The 18,342-nt window shown below is 48.6% G+C and carries 15 protein-coding genes; 14 read left to right on the top strand and 1 reads right to left on the bottom strand.

The genetic code is table 11. From position 1 onward, the window contains the following. Nucleotides 1-137 precede the first annotated feature (137 nt). From ACT53G_RS03045 to ACT53G_RS03030, 4 genes are all read left to right on the top strand, one after another. Nucleotides 138-1,604, top strand: coding sequence for an NAD(P)-binding domain-containing protein (locus ACT53G_RS03045; protein ID WP_476168768.1), 1,467 nt, complete (start codon nucleotides 138-140; stop codon nucleotides 1,602-1,604). A 101-nt stretch (nucleotides 1,605-1,705) separates the two neighbouring features. After that, nucleotides 1,706-2,311 (top strand): dimethylamine monooxygenase subunit DmmA family protein, encoded by a 606-nt coding sequence (locus ACT53G_RS03040; protein WP_476168673.1) that lies wholly within the window; start codon nucleotides 1,706-1,708, stop codon nucleotides 2,309-2,311. Then, nucleotides 2,308-3,261 carry a PDR/VanB family oxidoreductase gene (locus ACT53G_RS03035; protein WP_476168672.1) on the top strand — a complete coding sequence of 318 codons (954 nt, stop codon included), beginning with the start codon at nucleotides 2,308-2,310 and terminating at the stop codon, nucleotides 3,259-3,261. Before ACT53G_RS03040 ends, ACT53G_RS03035 begins: the two co-directional genes overlap by 4 nt. Before the next feature lie 11 nt (nucleotides 3,262-3,272). Then, complete coding sequence (locus tag ACT53G_RS03030; RefSeq protein WP_476168671.1) at nucleotides 3,273-4,310, top strand: heme-dependent oxidative N-demethylase family protein; 1,038 nt, start codon at nucleotides 3,273-3,275, stop codon at nucleotides 4,308-4,310. A gap of 25 nt (nucleotides 4,311-4,335) precedes the next feature. Here the strand turns inward: ACT53G_RS03030 and ACT53G_RS03025 are convergent, their stop codons facing one another. Further along, nucleotides 4,336-5,715 carry a PAS domain-containing protein gene (locus tag ACT53G_RS03025; protein WP_476168670.1) on the bottom strand — a complete coding sequence of 460 codons (1,380 nt, stop codon included), beginning with the start codon at nucleotides 5,713-5,715 and terminating at the stop codon, nucleotides 4,336-4,338. Nucleotides 5,716-5,756: 41 nt separating this feature from the next. Between ACT53G_RS03025 and ACT53G_RS03020 the strand changes: the two genes are divergently transcribed. The 10 genes from ACT53G_RS03020 to ACT53G_RS02975 all read left to right on the top strand — a co-directional run bounded on the left by ACT53G_RS03020 (nucleotide 5,757) and on the right by ACT53G_RS02975 (nucleotide 18,160). Continuing rightward, entirely contained in the window at nucleotides 5,757-7,601 is a 1,845-nt protein-coding gene (locus tag ACT53G_RS03020; protein WP_476168669.1) for a histidine kinase, read from the top strand. 14 nt (nucleotides 7,602-7,615) lie between these two features. Beyond that, on the top strand, nucleotides 7,616-8,257 hold the full coding sequence (gene narL, locus ACT53G_RS03015) for a two-component system response regulator NarL (protein WP_272227256.1): 642 nt from the start codon (nucleotides 7,616-7,618) through the stop codon (nucleotides 8,255-8,257). A 348-nt stretch (nucleotides 8,258-8,605) separates the two neighbouring features. After that, nucleotides 8,606-10,294, top strand: coding sequence for an APC family permease (locus ACT53G_RS03010; protein ID WP_379076939.1), 1,689 nt, complete (start codon nucleotides 8,606-8,608; stop codon nucleotides 10,292-10,294). Between the two features lie 206 nt (nucleotides 10,295-10,500). Then, nucleotides 10,501-11,610 carry an aminomethyl transferase family protein gene (locus tag ACT53G_RS03005; protein WP_476168668.1) on the top strand — a complete coding sequence of 370 codons (1,110 nt, stop codon included), beginning with the start codon at nucleotides 10,501-10,503 and terminating at the stop codon, nucleotides 11,608-11,610. A gap of 200 nt (nucleotides 11,611-11,810) precedes the next feature. Further along, nucleotides 11,811-12,602 (top strand): ZIP family metal transporter, encoded by a 792-nt coding sequence (locus ACT53G_RS03000; protein ID WP_476168667.1) that lies wholly within the window; start codon nucleotides 11,811-11,813, stop codon nucleotides 12,600-12,602. After that, complete coding sequence (locus ACT53G_RS02995; RefSeq protein WP_476168666.1) at nucleotides 12,599-13,579, top strand: CobW family GTP-binding protein; 981 nt, start codon at nucleotides 12,599-12,601, stop codon at nucleotides 13,577-13,579. Before ACT53G_RS03000 ends, ACT53G_RS02995 begins: the two co-directional genes overlap by 4 nt. Further along, entirely contained in the window at nucleotides 13,567-14,829 is a 1,263-nt protein-coding gene (gene zigA / locus ACT53G_RS02990; protein ID WP_476168665.1) for a zinc metallochaperone GTPase ZigA, read from the top strand. Before ACT53G_RS02995 ends, zigA begins: the two co-directional genes overlap by 13 nt. A 1-nt stretch (nucleotide 14,830) precedes the next feature. Next, complete coding sequence (locus ACT53G_RS02985) at nucleotides 14,831-15,535, top strand: DUF1826 domain-containing protein (RefSeq protein WP_476168664.1); 705 nt, start codon at nucleotides 14,831-14,833, stop codon at nucleotides 15,533-15,535. 101 nt (nucleotides 15,536-15,636) lie between these two features. Then, nucleotides 15,637-15,981, top strand: coding sequence for a hypothetical protein (locus ACT53G_RS02980; protein WP_194746885.1), 345 nt, complete (start codon nucleotides 15,637-15,639; stop codon nucleotides 15,979-15,981). A 64-nt stretch (nucleotides 15,982-16,045) separates the two neighbouring features. Further along, a complete protein-coding gene (locus tag ACT53G_RS02975; protein ID WP_476168663.1) occupies nucleotides 16,046-18,160 on the top strand; it encodes a TonB-dependent receptor in 2,115 nt (704 codons plus the stop codon). The last annotated feature ends 182 nt before the right edge of the window (nucleotides 18,161-18,342 follow it).

Raw genomic sequence — 18,342 nt, 5'->3', positions numbered from 1 at the left:
ATAAGCGCCAGCGATTCCGGTGTATTAACAAGGTTTGGCCTATGCGCGGTTATCAAAACAGACCCAACACATCTCCAGCTACGGCCTCATCAACGGGATGACCTCACCATCACTTACCCAATTTGGAGTACTTCTTGATGAGGATTTTTCATCTTGGTGAAGCAGGTTACTTTAGCGACATCGCGCTTCTAAACGCGGCGCAAACTAATCAATCAGATTTATGGAGAATCCTAATGTCAACGCGAATAGCCATACTCGGCGCGGGTCCAAGCGGCCTCGCACAGCTTAGAGCCTTTCAATCAGCCCAGGCAAAAGGCGCTCAAATTCCAGAAATTGTGTGCTTTGAAAAGCAAAGCGACTGGGGTGGGTTGTGGAATTACACCTGGCGTACAGGAACAGATGAACATGGCGAGCCTGTCCATGGCAGTATGTATCGTTATCTTTGGTCTAACGGTCCCAAAGAGTGTCTGGAATTTGCCGACTACACCTTTGAAGAACATTTTGGCAGGCCGATCGCCTCATACCCACCACGCGAAGTATTGTTTGATTACATCAAAGGTCGCGTAGAGAAAGCAGGTGTGCGCGATTATATTCGCTTTAATACGGCTGTGCGCAATGTCGTCTTTAGTGAGGTGACTCAGAAGTTCACCGTGACGGTGCAAGATCACACCACGGATACCATTTACGCAGAGGAATTTGATTACGTGGTCTGCGCAACAGGGCATTTCTCTACCCCAAAAATCCCAAGTTTTGAAGGCTTTGACAAGTTTGGCGGCCGCATCTTGCATGCCCATGATTTCCGGGATGCCCTGGAGTTTAAAGACAAAGACATTCTATTGGTTGGCAGTAGTTATTCCGCAGAAGATATAGGCTCGCAATGTTACAAATATGGGGCACGCAGCATCATCAGCTGTTACCGCACCGCACCGATGAATTATAAATGGCCAAAAAATTGGGAAGAAAAACCCAATCTGGTCAGAGTCGATACGGATACTGCTTATTTTCTCGATGGCAGCTCGCGAAAAGTGGATGCAATTATTCTGTGCACCGGCTATTTACATCACTTTCCATTCCTCGCAGATGATTTACGCCTAAAAACCAACAATCGGCTTTGGCCACTTAATCTGTATAAAGGCGTTGCATGGGAAGACAATCCAAAATTCTTCTATATCGGCATGCAGGATCAGTGGTATTCCTTCAATATGTTTGATGCGCAGGCTTGGTACGTGCGAGACATTATTTTGGGACGTATTGAATTACCGGCAAAAGCCGAGATGAAAGCGCATAGCATGATGTGGCGTGAAAAAGAACTGGCGCTACAAACAGCGGAAGAAATGTACACCTACCAAGGCGACTATATTCAGGAACTGATAGATGCCACCGACTATCCGTCATTTGATATTCCTGCGGTCAACAAGACCTTCCTGGAATGGAAGTATCATAAAAAGCAAAACATCATGACTTTCCGTGATCACTCTTATCGCTCCTTGATGACGGGCACCATGTCCCCACCGCATCACACACCTTGGTTAGAAGCGTTGGACGACTCCTTGGAAGCCTATCTCTCCGATAAAAGCGAATTGCCTGCGGTGAAAGAGGCTTAAGTTAAAGGATATATTAGCTAAAAAATATATGCTTTAGGGTGCTCACTTCATCCTATGCAAGAAGCACCCTTATTAAGCACATGATTTAACGGAAAAATACCATGGAACGCGGATATTGGATTCGAAGTAAGCCGGTCTATTCAACCTTAGTCTGGCAACAACAAGCAAACGCACATATTGTGCTGGTTGAAGGCAGCGCTGGGGGCCTGGCGGCAATGAAGTTATTCCAGCAAATGCATCCAGAGCACCCTACCAAAGTACTCTATGCGAGAAACCCAGTGGTGCAACAGGATCTCAGCATCCCCTTAAGCAAGGTCGTGCCGGATGCGCTGTTGATGTTTGAAACGACAGAGGAGTCTCTCGTTGCATTTGAGGCCCATTTATCCAGTGCATGCATGGGCTTACGAATCTACGTGGCAGGCTCTGAGCGCTTTATCTGGCAGGTGGCTCAAATGGCTGACAAGTATGGCATTGATGACAGTGACATCGTCAAAGAGCTCGTTGGCACCTTAGCTCGGCCTATCTATTGCGTTCATTGCAAGACCATCTCTTATGAAGCGCATACCAATATCACAAAATGTGATGGCTGCGGCAAACAACTGTTTGTCAGAGACCACTTTTCTAGACGCCTTGGTGCTTATATGGGGCTGATGGTGGACGCTGAAGACCCAGGGCAGATTCCAAGCATTGAGGAGATTTATCCTTGAGTACATTTAAAGTTGTTGTTTCAAATATTCAGCAAATCACTCCGCTGATTAAGCAGTTCTCTTTTATCAGGGAGGATGGCGCAAGTTTGCCTCCATTTTCAGGGGGGAGTCATGTGGTGGTTGCGATGAACATCAATGGTCGACTCCATCGCAACCCTTACTCACTGATGGGCTCTCCGCAGGCGCCTGATACTTATCACATTGCCGTGCGTCTACAAGAACACTCACGCGGTGGCTCGGCTTACCTCCATCATGAGGTCAACGTTGGCTCTCAATTAGAAATCACGTATCCAAACAACTTATTCGCGTTGGATAAAAGAGCGCGTAAACATCTCCTTGTCGCTGGTGGCATTGGCATCACCCCATTCATGTCGCAGATTGAAGATTTAATCAGGACCAAAGCCCATTACGAATTGCATTACGCCTATCGCTCTCAGGATCACGCGGCATTCACCTCTGCCCTGAAAGAAAAATGCGCTGAAAGAGTCCATGTGTATGTCGAGAGCGAAGGGCTCAGCATTGATCTCAAAGCGCTATTAAGCAAACAACCCCTGGGCACCCACGTCTATGTGTGTGGACCGAATGCGATGGTGGTGGCTTTAATTGAAACGGCGCGATCACTGGGTTGGCCAGAAAATCATATCCATAGCGAACAATTTTTAGCACCCCCTTCAGGTGAACCATTCAAAGTGAAATTGGCAAAATCTAACATTGAAGTTCATGTCCCCGAAGAAATGAGCATGTTGGAAGCCATTGAAGCGGCAGGGGTGGATGCGCCCTACTCTTGCCGTGGCGGTGCATGTGGCCGCTGTGAGCTGGAAGTCATCCGTGCTGATGGCGTGCTGGTGCATCAAGATCACTATTTATCAGAAGCAGACAAGGCAGCTGGCAAAAAGATTATGCCTTGCGTCTCGCGCGCAAAATGCCACTCCTTAGAAATCAATCTTTAACAGGAAACGCTATGAGCTTAGCTTTTAAAAAAGAAACCTTTCGCGATGACTATACTTACCAAAACTCACCCGAGGCCATCAAGCGGTTTCCATTTCCGTTTGCAGAAGACACCTACATGTATTCAGTGAATATTGAGCCCCACACCAAGGGGCCGGTGGGCGCTGTGACTGAATTTGCCTTTGATATTGATGAGCACTACGTCGCTGAATGCGAGGATAAAGCCAAAACATTAGCGCTAGATGCGGGACGATATCAGGCCTTGCCACACATGGCGGAGGCGCAATGGGATTTTCTAGAACTGACGATGGAAAGTTTATCGAACGACTATCCTGAGCTATTTTCGCTCAAAAAAGACGGTCTATTGTGGACCTGGGAAAATAAACCGCTTGGGATTAAAAACACGTTTACATTTGGCGATAGCACCTCATTTGATATGGATCCAATGGAGTATATGGGGAGACAGGTGCAAGGTGACTTTGTGCTGTTGGATCAACGCAACGGCACGTTGTATGCTGATGCTGGCTTTATCACCAGCCAAGCAGATTGGTCGCTGGCCTTTGATGTGGGCATGGCGTGGCATGAGTGGCACGGCCCTGTCCCGCAAGTGACGAAACTAGGTGTGATGGATCGCGCTTTAAAATTCCTCATGGCCTTGCAATTGGGTGCACCCGTACGGCGTTTAAATTGGACCATGACGATTAACCCAAGGCTAGACACTTCGCCAGAAAACTATCCCTTGTGGGGCGGCGACCGCAATAAAGTCACCATCGACAATGTGGGCGAGCTGGTACATTTACGTGTTGAGTTACAAAGCCTATTCAGATTGCCACGCAGCAATGCCATACTGTTCAGTATCCGCTGCTATTTAATCAATATGAATGAGTTAAGCACTTCCGCACGCTGGGCAAAACGCTTTCATCGGGTGCTGAAGTCATTACATCCGGATTTGGTGGAGTACAAAGGCTTAACCAAGTTTAAAGATTTAACGGTGCAATGGCTGTCTAAAAAAGATGATGGCGCAGAAGTGGCGTTAGGGACGCACCCATAACGCTGGATACCCTCTATCTTGAAAATCACATGAAATACTTTTGTAAGCGCTGTATGGCCTGCGACCCATCCTCTTGAGCCACGTCGGTAATGAAGCCTTCAAGTGCTAACAACTCTCCAGCACTTGAAAATACCCCTTTACCCTGCTCTAGTACCCATTTAACCGCGCCAGAACGCGTATAAATACGATAAAGTAATTGGAATTTTTGTTGATGCCTGATTTTCTCTTGCACATGATCCCAGGCGATATTGCGGTCCTCAGGATGAATAATCTGGGCATAGGAAAAGTTGGGGTTGCCTATCATTTCATACGGCTCGTAACCCGTAATGTCAACCGCGCCTTCACTGACAAATTCAAAGCTCCAGTTTTTATCATTTTTACAACGATAAATCATGCCAGGCGTATTGTTGATGAGCGCATTAAGCAGATGCCGATGGCTTCTTTTGGTAGACTCCGTGAGCTTCATTTGGCTGATATCGGTCAGGGTGCCGATGATGCTGGATCGTTCGCCTTTGTATGCGGTGGTGTTTTTCGCACGCAACTCCACCCAATGAGAATCGCCATTTCTGGCAATCAGACGAAACTCGACAACGGTTTTATTGCGCTTTCCTTGAATCAGAGAAGTAATTCTCGCCTCAGCCAACGGTTTATCTTCTGGATGCACAAAAGTAAGTAAGGTTTTATTGAGACATTCTTGTACTTTGTAACCTAACATTGATTCCCAAGAATGGTTTAAGTATATGATTTCTTGATTCACTTTAAGATAAAACACAATTTGTTCTATGTGATTGATGAGTTGCTCATGTATTGCGTTTTCAAACTCACTGGATTCCACCATCTTTTGTGAAAGGCTTGAAGAGAATTGGAGTAAATTGACCACAGATCGACTGTCTTCTTGTATGGGTGAAACGGAGACGTGTGTCGGTAAAATGCTGCCATCCAGGCAGAGCATACGAATGCGTAAGTGATTCTTTTTATCTTGTGTCGCCGTTGTCTTTGCAAATAGAGAAGCCAGCAGCTGATGGTCGCCAGGATGAATAATATTGGTCAACGGCATCCCGACCACTTGCTCCTGCATGCTTAACATGCCAATTTCCATCAGAAATGCTTTGTTCGCAAACTTAACAATGTAGCCATCAATGACTGCGGCAGGCGTAGAAAGATTGCTAGACACATCGTTGGCCCAAGTCACGCTATGATCCATCGATGGCTTGGGATGACGCGTATAATGTTTACGAAAGATGGGGTAGATTGCAATCAACAACAAGGAAGTCAATGCAGTGGTTGCAGCGATCATCAATGCAGATAAATGCGTGTTAAATGAGGCGCCAGACACCCACCATGCGTTAAAGACGATAAAAAAAATGACACTCAATATTAGTGTGCTAAAAACAAACAAACTCATCTAAGCGCCTTTCGCGGGAAATTTCAATTCCGGAGTCATCCTTGAGCATTAAATTTGCAAGCCTGATCAAAAGCATCAAAGATCTGACAATACACACATTGTATGCAAAGCTTATCATATTAATTTTTTGTATTACTTCCAGCTTGATACTCATGCAGGCTGGCTCTCTTTTTTTGCTCGACTACACTGCGAATAATCAAAACGTCATTCAACACATCACCAAAGAGCAGATTTTCTGGCAACATTTTTCAGACACCGCCATCGGAGAAGCGCCCGAGCAATTGACCGAAGCAATCCTTAAGGCCGATCCCCATTTACGCTTTGACCTAGGCAAAAAGGTGGCACAGATTAACAGTCATGATGCCACGCAAGTCAACCAACTGTTGCAGAAACTCAGAGAAGCAAGAGAAAAAATCAGTGACAGCCACTTTCAACAAGCGTCCATCACATCGCAACGACTTACGGTTCAGACCTTAATCTCAAGCTATGAGCAATTGGTCGCGCTATTGTTGCAAGAGGTCGAGGCAAAGCAATCAGTGATTTCACTGCTGCAGCTGCTGAGCATTTATTTAGCCATCAGTTGCTTGATCACCATCGCGTTTAGAGCGAGAAAGCTCCTGGTTCATCGCCTGGATACACTAGTCAGCTTTGCTGGCCAAGACGCGCAAAATGAACAGCGCGAGCAGGATGAAGATGAGTTTGTCAAAATTGAACGCCTGGTTTACGAAACCTCGGCAAGACTAGAAGGGTTTAAAGCAGAAAACGAATGGTTCAATCAAAATAGCAGTGAACGCCTGCGTCGATTAATTAGATCACAAGACTTTCTGCATGAATTTGTAGAATCTATCAACAACACTTTATTAAGCGAAACAGTCTTACGCAAAAGTTTATTCTCGCTGGAAAAGGCCTTAAACATTTTAAATGTCTCTCTCATTTTTACCGAAAATGACTTGGGCATTTCAACAGAGCGCGTTTTATTTTCCAATCACAAACCAGAAAAACTCAGTGACGCCATTTTAGAAGACCTCACCACAACCAATCTGGTGAGATTCTGTACCAATGACAATTCGCCACATGGTAATGGCTTTCAATGTATTGCAGTCGGCTTCGTCACCCCCACGGGGGCATTGGGCGTGTTACAAGTCGAGGCGGAACTTGAGCATGTGTTTGATGAAACAGAAACGCAGTTGATCGAACTGACGGCCCATTTACTTTCTATGGTGATGGGTTTCCAAGGACGGGAGCAAGAGGGTCGGCGTCTGGCATTGTTAGAAGAGCGTGCGGCCATTGCCCGTGAATTGCACGACTCTTTGGCGCAATCATTGTCGTTCATGAAAATTCAAATTTCGCGGCTGCAAAGTGCAAGCAACAACCAATTAGAGACAAATGAATTTCGCGGCATTGTCAACGAATTGCGCGATGGCTTGAATACGGCTTATCGTGAGCTACGCGAGTTATTGGCAACCTTCCGCGTACATATGGATGTGCGGGGATTAAACTCGGCAATTCAAACTGCCATTGATGAGTTTAGCCAACGCTCCAACCTATCCATTTCTCTGGATAATCGTCTGATAAACTGTCGCTTGACTGTCAATGAAGAGTTTCATATTTTACATGTATTGCGTGAGGCACTCTCCAACGTAGTGCGCCATGCAAACGCAAGTAGAGTGGAAATCTCACTTAATTTTCAAAGCAGTGGAACCATCATTGTCATCGTTGATGATGATGGTATTGGCTACACCGCCACTGAAGCGTCTGGCCATTATGGACAGAGCATTATGCAAGAGCGGGCAGAAAGCCTGGGGGGAAATGTTGCGGTTCTCAGACGCAAACAAGGGGGCACGCGAGTGCGCTTGATTTTCACGCCACAGTTGCCTCAATCATAGAAAGACATTTAAAAATGATGCAGACCCAATACAAAGTGTTCTTGATCGATGATCATGCCCTCTTCCGCAAAGGGGTTGGGCAAATCATAGATGCAGACCCTGCATTCAAAGTGATCGGTGAAGCCGCCTCAGGGCAAGAGGGTTTGGATACTGCCATTGGCTTTAAACCAGACATTGTGTTGATAGACCTCAACATGAAAGGAATGAATGGCATAGAGACCTTACGCCAATTTAAAGCGTTAGATCTCACTGCCAAATATGTGGTGCTGACGGTGTCAGATGCTGAAGACGATTTATTAGAGGCCTTGCGCGCAGGTGCTGATGGCTACTTGTTAAAAGACATGGAGCCAGAAGACCTCTGTGCCAACTTAAAAAAAGTCGCTAATGGCATGACGATTATTCAAGACACACTCACTGAAGTGCTTAGAACAGCCCTGTTAGAGCCGAAACCTCAACGTAAAGATGAGCAGGCTTCGCTCACTGAGCGTGAAAGAGAAATATTGCAATGTCTCAGTGACGGGCTCAATAACAAAACCATTGCCCGCAAACTTGGCATTAGCGACACCACCGTGAAAGTGCATATCAAACATTTACTGAGCAAACTTAAACTAAGTAGCCGCTTAGAAGCCGCAGTCTGGGCACACAATCAAAAATAAGGTCTACTAGCGCAGACCTCGTGCCTTTTTAACGCTCGGCAAAAAGGTCTTTCACATCGTGCGTAGGCGCAAAGTTACGCATACGCACCTATCAACACGTTCTAACGCTCCCCTTCCAACGCTCCTTTGAAATCTTCACCAGCTACCCCTTAAGGAGTAATCCGTAGTGAGAATTTAGTAAACAGCTGCAAATCATCAAAATAGATTCCATTGTGGATGTATTGACTTAATCCCATGTGCAGTTGATATCTGATTGTCATTGAACGTTGATCTTCTTATTAGCCTTTCTTGAAATCAGTAGATAGGTGAAAAAAAGAAGGCTTTTAGGGAAGGGAAAATAAGGTGAGTATAAATTCTTCGATTGATATATCTCAAGCCGGCTTCGCAGGTGGTGCTGAAAGCAAACACACGCTGCATCGCAAGATTGGTTGGCAAGGTGCCTTTTGGGTTGCTAGTGGCGTGCCAGCGCTTGTATTGTTTTCTATGGGCGCCATTTCGGCAACGGTAGGCAAACCAGCTTGGTTGGTATGGGCTATTTCTATCACATTTGGTTTTATTCAAGCATTTACGTATGCAGAAATTGCAGGCTTGTTTCCACATAAGTCTGGCGGTGCTTCGGTATATGGCGCGGTTGCATGGGTAAGATATAGCAAGTTTATCGCGCCAGTGTCAGTGTGGTGTAACTGGTTCGCATGGTCTCCAGTATTGGCTATCGGTTCTGGATTGGCTGCAGGCTACATTTTAAGTGCCTTATTTTCCCCAGATGCCGCCATCAACACCTGGCAAATTACTCTCATGGATTTGAGTAGCATTAAAGCTGGCTTAAGCTTAAGAATTAACGCAACGTTTATTCTCGGGGCTGCTGTTTTACTGACAGTGTTTTCAATACAGCACGGTGGTATTTTACGTTCTGCCAAAGCAACCATGATCCTGGGTGTCACCGCTTTAATTCCACTCATGCTCATCGGCTTGGTGCCTATCCTCACCGGCGACATGCCTATGGCGAATTTCTTTCCCTTGGCGCCTTTAAGTTATGACACAGCCGGGAATGTGATTGATGGTATTTGGAATATTGAAGGCTGGAAATTAATGGCGGCTGGCTTGTTTATTGCTGCCTGGTCAACGTATGCCTTTGAAACCGCCGTCTGTTACACACGAGAATTCAAGAACCCTAAAACAGATACTTTTAAGGCCATTTTCTACTCAGGTCTGCTGTGTATTGCGGTGTACACACTAGTGCCCATCGCTTTTCAGGCGCATTTAGGCTTAGGCCATTTGGTGACGCCAGCGGTGACAGATGCCGCAGGTAACGTAACGACTGGCGCGGTATACGATGGGATGTTGGCACCAGACATTTACAGTGGCATGGGCGTTGCCGGAGTGTTGTCGAGTATGTTGGGCGGCTCCAAGCTGATTGTGACAGTATTGGTAATCATGCTGGTTTTGGCGCTTTTGCTCTCGATCATGACCTCCATGGCCGGTTCTTCTCGTACGCTTTATCAAGCCTCTGTCGATGGCTGGCTGCCCAAATACTTGTCTCAAGTCAATGAGCATGGCGCGCCTACCAAAGCGATGTGGACAGATTTGTGTTTCAACCTGCTGTTATTGCTGATGTCAGACTATGTGTTTGTATTGGCTGCCTCCAATGTTGGTTACATCATTTTTAATTTCCTCAATCTGAATTCCGGCTGGATACACCGCATGGACAGACCGAACTGGGACCGCCCATACAAAGCACCTACTATCCTACTGCTTTTAGGCGGCTTGCTCGGTTTTGTTAACCTGGGATTGATGGGATTAGGCGCTGACGTCTGGGGGGCAGGCACCCTCAATGCCGGACTGTTTTTTGCAACCTTGATTGTGCCGGTTTTTATTTACAGACACTTCATCCAGGATAAAGGTGTATTTCCATCAGCCATGCTAGAAGATATGCAACTAGACAATGCGAAGGATGGCGTCATGAACCGCGCTGGCGTGCTCCCTTACATAGCGTTGCTGGTGGGCGTCTTCATTGTCTTCTGGCTGCATAGCATTTAGTTCAAATTGGAATGCGTGGCCTAACCAAGGGTGAGCAAGTTTGATTGCTCACCCTTTTTTAATCCTTGCTCTGGTGAGCTCAACTTTTTGAAGGTGTCACTTGAAGACAACTTTACTTCTTAAGTAGTACATCCTAAAGAGAGTGTTGAACAAATCTTTAATTTTATAGTATTCGGAATCATCAATTTAATGGGAGAAAAGTCATCATGTCTAGAAACTCAATACTCAATATTCGACACCGGGAATTAGGGTCAAATTTAGATGGCGACACATGGAATGATATGCCTATTCCTTGGAGCTATCACACGGATGTCCATGATGAAGTGGTCGCGGTGAGGAGTCGTGCCGGCTTATACGACGTGTCTGGCTTAAACATCATCAATGTGGATGGCCCAGATGCAGAAAAGGTCCTTGATAGGCTGGTGGCTAAGGACATCACCAAACTCGAACCCGGCCACAGTGTCCTGGCTGCAGAAACGGATGAATCCGGTGCAATTTGTGATGACATCATGATTATCAGAGACAATACAAACAGCTTTCGACTCTCCCACGGCTCAGGCAAAACACCGGAAAACTTAAAAATGCTTGCGGCTGGCAAAGACGTGACCATCGCGCCCGATCTTGATGCGCATATTTTATCTTTACAAGGCCCTCAATCCTTAGCGATATTAGCGCCGCATGTCATCGACTTTGACCTGGCAAGCTTGGATTATTTTCAGCACAAGCCCACCAGCCTATTTGGTAAAAATGTTGTCATTGCCCGCGGTGGTTATTCAGGAGAGCGTGGATACGAAGTCTATTGTAAAGGGCAAGATGCCATTGAAATATGGGATAAGATTTTAGAGGTTGGCAAGCCTTTGGGCGCGATCCCAGCCTCCTGGAACTCGCTAGAGTTAACGCGCATTGAAGCAGCGCTCTTGTTTTTTCCATTTGAAATGCCTGAAGGTGATACCACACCATGGGAAATCAATATGGGCTGGGGCGTGGACCGGGATAAAAAGGGAGACTACATCGGCAAAGCGGCTGTATTGGCGTCTAAAGGCAAAGAGCGGGTAAAACAAGCTGGTTTAATCTGCAAATCACCAACGAGTGTTGAGGCTGGCGCAAAAATAGTCAAAGATGGGATAGAGATCGGTGTCGTCACCAGCGCCTCCTTTAGCAATTATTTAATGCAGTCTTTAGCCATGGTGCATTTAAAGCCAGAATACACAGCGATTGGAACGGCAGTAGAAGTGGTGTGCAGCCATCAAAGAGTGTCAGCATATGTGGCCCCTACCCCCTTTTACGATCCCTTGAGACGACGGACGCACGCTTGATGACGATAATGCATGCAATATCAGGCTGGCGATGTTGCATGCGCATCTAACGATGATGAGATCGTAAAAATACGTATTGCGTAAGTAGCAGGCGCCTATGAATGGGATGCCTGCTTTTTTTACACACAAAATTGCAACATTGTTGCAATTAAATCCCCCACCCTTTAAAATGCAACAAAATTGCATTTTAAAGTTCAAGCATGTTATTCCCCAGTTTAATGCTGGCCTGTACCGTAGGTGGTGTGGTTTCGGTACTGATCGCCGGCTGGTTATCAAATACCCTGTTCGCCAATCATGCGCGGCGCATGGTGGCATTTGCCGTGGGTGTACTGCTCGGGTTTGCTTTCACGGATTTATTACCGGAAGCCTTGAATCAAGGCATTAACCTCACCAACGCGGGCTGGATGCTAGTTGCAGGCATGTTGCTATTTTTCATTCTGGAGAAGCTGGCATTGTGGCGGCATTTCCATCATGCGGACGCTGCACCTGTTGCTACTCATCCTGTAGAAAAGCAGTCTGGCGGCCAGGTGGCCATTATTTTGCTGGGCGACGGTATCCATAATTTTGTCGATGGCATCTTGCTGGCAGCCAGTTTTCTGACAGATATCAAGTTGGGCTGGGTGACGGCGTTTGCGATTGTCGCGCATGAAATCCCGCAAGAGATTTCAGACTTTATGGTGTTGATTAATGCTGGCTTGAGTAAACCCCGTGCGCTCCTGCTAAATATGCTCTCGGGCTCGGCCATGATTGTGGGCGGCTTGGTCGGCTGGTTGAGTTTTACGCATATTGCGCCGCTGATTCCGTACGCCTTGTTACTGGCCGCCGCCAGTTTTATCTACATCGCCCTGGCAGACTTAGTGCCAACGCTGCAAACGCAATATCGCCCGCAGGATTTACTAGTGCAATGCCTGTTGATTGCTTGTGGCCTTGGCGTGGCTTGGCTTTCACCCTTTATCCAGCAACAGATTGTCGATGTTTGGAGCAGCACATGACAGCAGGCAACGCAAAAATCCCGGTGACGATTTTAACTGGCTTTCTCGGCGCGGGTAAAACCACCCTGCTCAACCGCATACTGCAGGAGCAACACGGCCAGCGCATAGCCGTGATTGAAAATGAATTTGGCGAGGCCGGTATCGATGGTGAGCTGCTGCTTCATGGGGACGAGCAAATCGTGGAAATGAACAACGGCTGCATTTGCTGCACCGTGCGTGGCGACCTGGTGCGTATTCTCGGTGATCTGGCGCAAAAACGTGCCGCGCAGGAAATTAGCTTTGACCGCGTGATGATCGAAACCACGGGCCTGGCCGACCCGGCGCCTGTTGCACAAACTTTTTTTGTCGAAGATGACGTCTATGCCAGCTATCACCTGGATGCGATTATCACGGTGGTGGATGCGGTGCATGCCATGCAGCAACTGGATGCGCACCATGAAGCGCAAGAGCAGGTCGGGTTTGCTGACCGTATTCTGCTGTCAAAAACGGATCTGGTCACGCCAGAAGCAGTGAGCGCGCTCTCGGCAAGGCTGCATAACATCAACTCCCGGGCCACCATTCACAGCGTGCACTTTGGCCAAACCGACCTCAGGCAGATTCTGGATATTGATGGTTTTTCACTGGATGCCATCCTGGAAATCGAACCAGACTTTTTGCGTGATGTGAGTCATGCGCATGACGACGACGTCACCTCGTTTGTGTTTAGTAGCGAGCGGCAGTTTGACCTGCAAAAACTGGAAATCTTTCTCGAAACCATCATCCATGATTACGGCCCGCAGCTACTGCGTTACAAAGGCATTGTGCATGCCTACAACGATCCACAACGCATTGTTTTTCAAGGCGTACACATGCTCATGAGTGGTGACCATACCACGCAATGGCAGCCTGATGAGCGCAAAGTGTCTACGCTGGTATTCATCGGTACCGACCTCCCTAAAGAATTTTTCATGCAAGGACTCAATTTATGTCTGGTTTAAGCGCGTCTCACCTCAAAAAACTCCCTGTCACCGTACTCTCCGGCTTTTTGGGCGCGGGGAAAACCACGCTGTTGAATCATGTACTCAATAACCGCGAAGGCAAGCGGGTTGCCGTCATCGTCAACGACATGTCTGAAGTCAATATCGATGCCCAGCTGGTACGTGACGGCGGGGCCGAGCTATCACGTCAGGAAGAAAAACTGGTGGAAATGAGCAATGGCTGCATCTGCTGCACTTTGCGAGAAGACTTGCTGGTCGAGATCACCCGCCTGGCCAAAGAAAACCGCTTTGATTACCTGCTGATTGAAACCACCGGTATCTCGGAGCCTTTACCGATTGCCGAAACCTTCACGTTTGCCGATGAGGAAGGTGTGTCACTAGCTGACGTGGCACAACTCGATACCATGGTCACGGTGGTGGATGGCTACAATTTCCTCAAGGACTACAGCTCACAGGAAAGCCTGACCGACAGAGGAGAATCCCTGGGCGAGGACGATGAACGTACCGTGGTTGACCTGCTGGTCGACCAGATTGAATTTTGCGATGTGCTGGTGTTGAATAAAACTGACCTGATGACGCTGGAGGAAATCGCCCGGCTGGAAGGCATCCTCAAAACGCTGAACCCGCGTGCACACATCCTGCACAGCAGCTTTGGCAAGGTGCCGTTAGACCGCATCATGCATACTGGCCTGTTCGACTTTGACCAGGCTGCAGAAGCGCCTGGCTGGCTGCAGGAGCTGCGTGGCGAACATGTGCCAGAAACCGAGGAATACGGTATTTCTAGCTTTGTTTACCGTTCACGCACGCCGTTTCATCCACAACGCTTGTGGCAATGGCTCAATAGCGAATGGCCAGGCGTGATCCGCTCCAAAGGCCGCTACTGGATCGCCTCGCGTCCCGAGTTTTGTGCCATGTGGTCGCAAGCGGGTGCGGTCACGCGCACCGAGCTGGCGGGCATCTGGTGGGCGGCGACGCCGGCCAAGTATTGGCCGCAGGATGCAGACAGCCTGCAACATATCCGTTCACGCATGCAAGCGCCATACGGCGATCGCCAGCAGGAACTGGTCATCATCGGCATGGAGATGGATAAAGCGGCGCTAACGGCAAAATTTGATGCCTGCCTGCTGACAGAAAGCGAGCTGGCATTGGGCATGGAGACCTGGCGCAAGTTTGAGGACCCATTCCCCCGCTGGGCGGTAGAAGAAACCGTTGAAACCAACAACGATATGCAGATATTGGAAAGTGTCTAGCATGTTGTCGGTTGCCAGCTCCCCTCAAACTGCTTCACTTGCGCCTGCGCTGACACCAGCAATGGAGCCCTTGACCTTTAACCCACTGCAAATGCTGCCGATCTTTGAGCCCGAGCAGCAAGTCTGTCTTGTACGCCGGGAGGCGCAAACTGCAATCAGCGACTACCTGCAGCTGGCAGCGCGCAGCTTGGCGCCTGGACTGCGCAACGTGATTTCATTGCAGCCCGCACTTGCGCCACAGTTGCGTGCTTTGCCGTTGCCTGCACAGCCGGGCCGCGAAGCGTTTATTCAAGAGCTGGCACAATTGGTGACGGTGTTTGCCGAGCTGCTGGATTGCCAGACCGTGGGCCTGCGACTGGAAGTATTGCAAAAAGCCATGTGCCCGCAATTTCATGTTGACCATACCGGAATTCGGCTGCTGTGTACCTACATGGGGCCAGGCACCGAATGGCTGGAGGAAGCATTTGCCGACCGCAGTTATTTAAAGCACCGCAGTCACTTAAACCCGCCTGGACTCAACAACCAACAGCGTGCAGGCGTGGTACTCGATGCGCGTGGCATCAGACAGGCAGACGCCTTTGATATCGTATTGCTCAAAGGTAGTCAGTGGCAAGGGAACACCGTAGGCGGCGCCATTCATCGTTCGCCTGTGGTGTCAGAGGGGCAGACACGCGTCGTACTCGCGCTGGATGCCATCAGGGATTAACGCGCTGTGATGAAAATAACTTGCCCGATTCATGAGTGTGTCATCAGAACATGGCTAGATAGCGGACGCGCTCATCGCAGGTTTTTTAATCGCCAGACTGCATGCTAAATCACTACATACGGACCCGACTCAATCAATGGCTGCTAGGCGCCCTGCTGGCAGTCTTGCTGTTTTTTGTATTTGCGCAGCAGCATGCGATTGCGCACGCCATCTCTCACCTGTCTGAAGAGATTAATCACACCCTCAAGCATGATAAAACCAGCCAGGACAATCTGTGTGAAGAATGCCTGTGCCTGGACAATCTCCCTGACACGCTACTGCCAGGGCGTCTGCTACTGCTACATGCACCAGACCTCGTCACATCAGCCCAAACCAGCCATACCGTTTTACATACCAAACCGTCCTATCGCCGCTACGCTGCGCGCGCACCACCTCTTTTCGTTTGAGCCCTGATAACCCCAACACAACCAGACGAAAAAGGCCTCAGCGTGAGGCCAAGAGGACAACTTTATGAAGATCAAACGCATCATTTCTGTAGCGGTGGGCGGCCTGTTTGCCAGCTACCCTGCAATCTCAGTACTGGCAGAACCGGTGGATGAAAGCGCACTCGAGCTCGATAGCGTGCAAGTGACTGCAGAACGGTTCAGCAAAATCCGTAATAGCCTGTCACCCGCCACGGGCGGCAGCGTATACCGCTTTGACCAGAAAGATATCAGCAACATTCCAGGCGGTGAAAACAACAGCTTTAACCAGATTTTGTTACGCGCCCCTGGCGTCGCTAATGACTCTTATGGGCAACTGCATATCCGCGGCGATCACGGTAATATCCAATACAGGATTAACGGCGTCATTCTGCCGGAGGGTATCAATGGTTTTGGTCAGATTCTGGATACGCGCTTTGCCGATAAAATCAATCTGCTCACCGGCGCTTTGCCTGCGCAGTATGGCTACAGATCGGCCGGGGTAATTGAGATTGAGACCAAGAAAAATTTTAAACCAGGCGGTAATGTTGGTTTTTATGGTGGCACCAGCGACACCGTCAACCCCAGTATTCAAATGCACAATTCCACGGGTGACTTCAGTTACTATGTCACGGGTTCTTATCTCTCCAATAATCGCGGCATCGAAAATACCACCGATAGCTACAACCCGATTCATGATAATACCCAGCAAACCAAAGGCTTCGCCTACATGTCGTACTTGCTGAATCCGGAAACGCAAATTGTGGCGATGCTGGGCTCTTACTATGGCAATTTTCAAATCCCTAATAACCCGGCGCAGGCGGCCAACAGCGACTATCTCTCGGCCTTAGGTTTGTCTGGCTATAATTCCTCCAGCCTGAGAGATCACCAGAACGAACGTAACCAGTACGGCATACTGGCCGTGCAGAGCTCCATTGGCGCTGATTTCGATTACCAGGTTTCGCTGTTCACACGCTATACCAGCACCACTTATACGCCGGATATCACGGGGGGCTTGGCCTTTAATGGCGTGGCCTCGCGCGTGTTTAGAGACAGCATGAGCAATGGCTTGCAAGCCGATGGCAGCTATCACTGGGGAGATAGCCACACCATCCGCATGGGGATGTTTACCAGCACCGAAGATATCACCAGTAACAATACCGCCAATGTGTTCCTGACCTCGGGCGGCACGACGACCAACACCCAGGCCACCATTGTTGATAACAATCACAAAAACGGCAACACCTTACTGGCGCTTTACTTGCAGGACGAATGGAAAATCAACAACAGCCTGGTGATGAACTATGGCGTGCGAGCTGACAAAATGAATGCCTATGTCAGCGGCGGCCAACTCAGCCCACGCCTGGGCCTGGTATGGAATGCCACGCCTGAAACCACCTTCCATGCGGCCTACTCAAGATACTTTACACCGCCTCCGACGGAGTTGGTCGGCACTAAAACACTGGCCTTATTCAGCAATACCACCAATGCTGCGTCCAGTGACCTCAATGGCGCAGTCAAACCCGAGCGCTCACATTATTTTGACGTCGGCGTCAGTCATCAATTAACGCCCAAACTCACCGTGGGCTTCGACAGCTACTACAAAATTGTACAAGACCTGATTGATGAGGGTCGCTTTGGTGAAGCCTTGGTCTACACGCCTTTTAACTATGACAAAGGCAGAATTTATGGCTTTGAATTGACCGCGAGCTATAAAGACGAAGCCTTCTCAGCTTATGCCAACCTCTCACGCTCCATGAGCCTGGCCAAGAAAGTCGTCTCTGCACAATATAACTTTGAGCAAGATGAGCTGGACTATACCGCCAATCATTGGGTGCATACCGACCATGACCAGCGCTACACCGCATCCGCCGGCGTCGGTTATTTATGGCAAGGCTATCAACTCAGCGCCGATGCGTTCTTTGGCAGCGGCCTGCGCCGTGGCTTCGCCAATACCGAACACATGCCCGCCTACACGCAGGTCAATCTGGGGGCCAGCACCATGATCAACGCAGGCACCCTCGGCAAGCTGGAAACCAGGCTGGCCATCATCAACCTGTTTGATAAAAAGTATGAATTACGGGATGGCTCGGGCATTGGCATTGATGCGCCACAATTTGGGCCACGCAGAGGGGTGTTTATTGGTCTGAATAAATACTTTTAATCTGCTGCACCGCTAATCATGTGATGGACCAAGGACCTCTGATCATCGGTTAATCGGCGGTCCATCCCCCGATTGAATGATCAAAAAAGTGACAGTCCATCACAACAAGCGCCCACAACGAGGCTGCTGTGTTTTTTTTCTACACCAGACATTGTTTTTTAAGGAGAAGTCGCATAGATCAC

Source organism: Methylophilus sp. DMC18, assembly GCF_056314005.1.
Note: the sequence above shows the minus strand (reverse complement) of the source record. Positions and strands in the feature narration are given on the sequence as shown.

What these genes read in the sequence shown, in the direction of transcription:
- ACT53G_RS03045 (WP_476168768.1), top strand. Translation starts at nt 138, where the DNA reads ATGAGGATTTTTCATCTTGGTGAAGCAGGTTACTTTAGCGACATCGCG.
- ACT53G_RS03040 (WP_476168673.1), top strand. Translation starts at nt 1,706, where the DNA reads ATGGAACGCGGATATTGGATTCGAAGTAAGCCGGTCTATTCAACCTTA.
- ACT53G_RS03030 (WP_476168671.1), top strand. Translation starts at nt 3,273, where the DNA reads ATGAGCTTAGCTTTTAAAAAAGAAACCTTTCGCGATGACTATACTTAC.
- ACT53G_RS03025 (WP_476168670.1), bottom strand. Translation starts at nt 5,715, where the DNA reads ATGAGTTTGTTTGTTTTTAGCACACTAATATTGAGTGTCATTTTTTTT.
- narL (WP_272227256.1), top strand. Translation starts at nt 7,616, where the DNA reads ATGATGCAGACCCAATACAAAGTGTTCTTGATCGATGATCATGCCCTC.
- ACT53G_RS03005 (WP_476168668.1), top strand. Translation starts at nt 10,501, where the DNA reads ATGTCTAGAAACTCAATACTCAATATTCGACACCGGGAATTAGGGTCA.
- ACT53G_RS03000 (WP_476168667.1), top strand. Translation starts at nt 11,811, where the DNA reads ATGTTATTCCCCAGTTTAATGCTGGCCTGTACCGTAGGTGGTGTGGTT.
- ACT53G_RS02995 (WP_476168666.1), top strand. Translation starts at nt 12,599, where the DNA reads ATGACAGCAGGCAACGCAAAAATCCCGGTGACGATTTTAACTGGCTTT.
- zigA (WP_476168665.1), top strand. Translation starts at nt 13,567, where the DNA reads ATGTCTGGTTTAAGCGCGTCTCACCTCAAAAAACTCCCTGTCACCGTA.
- ACT53G_RS02985 (WP_476168664.1), top strand. Translation starts at nt 14,831, where the DNA reads ATGTTGTCGGTTGCCAGCTCCCCTCAAACTGCTTCACTTGCGCCTGCG.
- ACT53G_RS02980 (WP_194746885.1), top strand. Translation starts at nt 15,637, where the DNA reads ATGCTAAATCACTACATACGGACCCGACTCAATCAATGGCTGCTAGGC.
- ACT53G_RS02975 (WP_476168663.1), top strand. Translation starts at nt 16,046, where the DNA reads ATGAAGATCAAACGCATCATTTCTGTAGCGGTGGGCGGCCTGTTTGCC.